The organism is Saccharomonospora iraqiensis subsp. iraqiensis (assembly GCF_000430445.1).
Lineage (GTDB): Bacteria > Actinomycetota > Actinomycetes > Mycobacteriales > Pseudonocardiaceae > Saccharomonospora > Saccharomonospora iraqiensis.
Genome location: NZ_KE387042.1, coordinates 4,890 through 7,776 on the forward strand (window position 1 = coordinate 4,890; position 2,887 = coordinate 7,776).

Consider the following 2,887-nt stretch of genomic DNA (forward strand, 5'->3'; position numbering starts at 1 on the left):
TCGGGCCGGGACGCGAGCCCGGGTGGGCGTGGCGACGGGTCGTGCGCGAGACCGGCGAGCGCGACGTTCCGCTGGTCACCGTGGGCGCCTCGGACACCCTCACCTGGTCCGGTCTGCGGCTCGACGTGCTGGGGCCGCACTGGGTCCCGGCGGCCCAGCGCGGCGCGGGAACGGAGCCGGGTGCGGCGGACCCGGGTGCGGACGGCACGGGGGTGAACAACACCTCGCTCGTGGTGCGGGCCACGACCCGGGCCGGACGGATCCTGTTGACCGGGGACGTGGAACCGACCGCCCAGGCCGACCTGCTCGCCGCGGACGCCGACCTCGGCGCGGACGTGCTCAAGGTGCCGCACCACGGCAGCCCCGCCGTGCTGGACCGGTTCCTCACGGCCGTGGGGCCCCGGATCGCGGTGGTCAGTGTCGGGGACAACTCCTACGGCCATCCGCACGCGACCACCCTGCGGACCCTGCGGCGGGCGGGGACACTCGTCGCCCGCACCGACACGTCCGGGACCGTGGCCGTCGTCGCCGACGACGGCGACCCGGCACTGGTCCGTCGTGGCCCCCGGTGACCCCGCCGCACTTGGGTGCGGGACGGCACCCGGGGGAGGGCGCACCGGGCCCGCGGTCCGGGAGGTGTCGGTACCGGCCCGGGCCGCGACGTCGGTCAGCCGCCGAGGGCGTCGTCCACGGCGTCCACCGACGGTGGCACGGTCGCCTTCGGTCCGACGTGGTCCTCCAGCGCGTCGAGCGTCTTGAGCCCGTCCCCGGTGATCAGCAGCACGGTCTCGGCGTCCGGGTCGAGCTGACCGGCCTCGGCGAGCTTCTTCGCCGTCGCCACCGTGACACCGCCCGCCGTCTCGGTGAAGATGCCTTCGGTCCGGGCCAGCAGCCGGATGCCCTCGACGACCTCCTCGTCCGTGACGTCGGCGACGGCGCCGCCGGTGCGCCGGACCGTGTCGAGCACGTACGGGCCGTCGGCGGGATTGCCGATCGCGAGCGACCGCGCGATGGTGTCCGGTTTCACCGGCTGGACCACGTCGTGCCCGGACCGGAACGCCGTCGACACCGGCGAACACCCGGACGCCTGCGCCCCGAACACCGTGTACGGGGTCGGCTCGACCAGGCCCAGCTCCCCGAGTTCGCGGAAGCCCTTGTCCACCTTGGTCAGTTGCGAGCCGGAGGCGATCGGCACCACGACCTGCTCGGGCAGACGCCAGCCGAGCTGCTCGGCGACCTCGTACCCCAGCGTCTTCGACCCCTCCGAGTAGTACGGCCGCACGTTCACGTTCACGAACGCCCAGGACTCGTGCTCGGCGGCGAGCTCGGTCGCCAGCCGGTTCACGTCGTCGTAGTTGCCGTCCACCGCGATCAACGCACCGTCGTACACCGCCGTGGTGAGGATCTTGGCGCGTTCCAGGGACGACGGGATGAGCACCACGGACTGCCACCCGGCGCGGGCGGCGGCCGAGGCCACCGCGTTGGCCAGGTTCCCGGTCGACGGACAGGCCAGGGTGTCGAAGCCGAACTCGCGGGCGGCGGCCAGCGCGACGGCCACCACCCGGTCCTTGAACGAGTGCGTCGGGTTCCCGGTGTCGTCCTTCACCCAGACCCGCTTCACGCCCAGGGCGCGGGCAAGCCGGTCGGCGCGCACCAGACGGGTGAAACCGGGCTCGGTGTTCGGGATCTGCTCGACGTTCGACGGGACCGGCAGCAGCTTCTTGTACCGCCAGATGTTGTTCGGGCCGGCCTCGATGTCCTCCCGGCGCACCCGCCCGAAGTCGTAGGCGACCTCCAGCGGGGAGAAGTCCTCCGCCGAGACGAACTCAGGGGCGAGCGGCTGCCGGTGGCCCTCTTCCTTGGACACCAGTTCGGCGGCGGGGCCGAGGTCGACGGTTCGGGAAGCGGCCGTGGTCAGCGTGCTGGTCATCGCGAGGTCCTTTCCTCATCTGTCCCGCCGGCGCGGGTCGGAATTGGCACCGTTGCCGTCGGCCGGACCTCGCGGAATCAACGAGTCACCGGGCCGACGCCGGTTGCCGGGGCTTCATCGGGCCGGTCCCTCTGCCCCTCTGGATGAGCGGTATTCGATTGTCCGCCGCGTGTTCCGGATGCGGCGTGCCGCACTCTCCGGGGCGCGGCAACGCGACTCACCCTACGGCAGCGGAATCGCCCCGTGCCACAGCCGCGAGGGTGACCTCACACGTGGCAGGATCGGGGCGTGACCGCACCGTCCACCACTCCCGCGCCGCTGCATCTCGTGCTCGGGGAGGAAGAACTGCTCGTCGAGCGGGCCGTGCGTGCCGTGCTCGACTCCGTCCGGCTCGCCGATCCGGCGGCGGAACTGACCCGGGCGCGGGTGAGCGAGGTCACCCCGGCGGAGCTCGCCGAGATGGTCAGTCCCTCGCTGTTCAGCGAGGGGCGGGTGATCGTGCTCGACGCGGCTCAGGAGATCGCGAACGAACTCGCCGACGCCGTCCTGAGCCATGCCGCCGACCCCGCGGACGGCATCGTGCTCGTGGTCGTGCACAGCGGTGGCGGGCGCAGCAAGGCGGCCAAGTCGTTACCGGCGGGCCTGCGGGAGGCCGGCGCCACGGTGACCGAGTGTCGGAAGATCACCAGGGCCGCGGACCGGGAGGCGTTCGTCCGGGGCGAGGTCCGCGCGGCGGGCGGGCGCATCGAGGCGGCCGCGGTCACCGCGTTGATCGAATCCGTCGGCTCCGACCTGCGTGAGCTCGCGTCGGCGGCGAGCCAGCTCGTGGCCGACTCCGGGGGCTCGGTGGACGAGCGGGCGGTGCGCCGGTACCACCGGGGCCGCGCCGACGTCAGCGGATTCGAGGTCGCCGAGAAGGCCGTCGCCGGGGACCGGGCGGCGGCGCTGGAGTCGCTG

At 73.3% G+C, this 2,887-nt stretch carries 3 protein-coding genes and 1 riboswitch; of the genes, 2 read left to right on the forward strand and 1 reads right to left on the reverse strand.

Annotated features, from left to right (window positions below):
* The coding region (locus ACTIR_RS0103220) for a ComEC/Rec2 family competence protein (RefSeq protein ID WP_411431311.1) at positions 1-572 on the forward strand (572 nt) is incomplete at its 5' end.
* Between the two features lie 95 nt (positions 573-667).
* Here ACTIR_RS0103220 and thrC read toward each other — a convergent pair.
* Positions 668-1,930, reverse strand: a complete 1,263-nt coding sequence (gene thrC, locus ACTIR_RS0103225) for a threonine synthase (RefSeq protein WP_026453203.1) — start codon at positions 1,928-1,930, stop codon at positions 668-670.
* Positions 1,931-1,942: 12 nt separating this feature from the next.
* A riboswitch (SAM riboswitch) is annotated at positions 1,943-2,080 on the reverse strand.
* Positions 2,081-2,218: 138 nt separating this feature from the next.
* Here thrC and holA point away from each other — a divergent pair.
* A partial coding sequence (gene holA / locus ACTIR_RS0103230) for a DNA polymerase III subunit delta (RefSeq protein WP_026453204.1) occupies positions 2,219-2,887 on the forward strand: 669 nt, incomplete at its 3' end.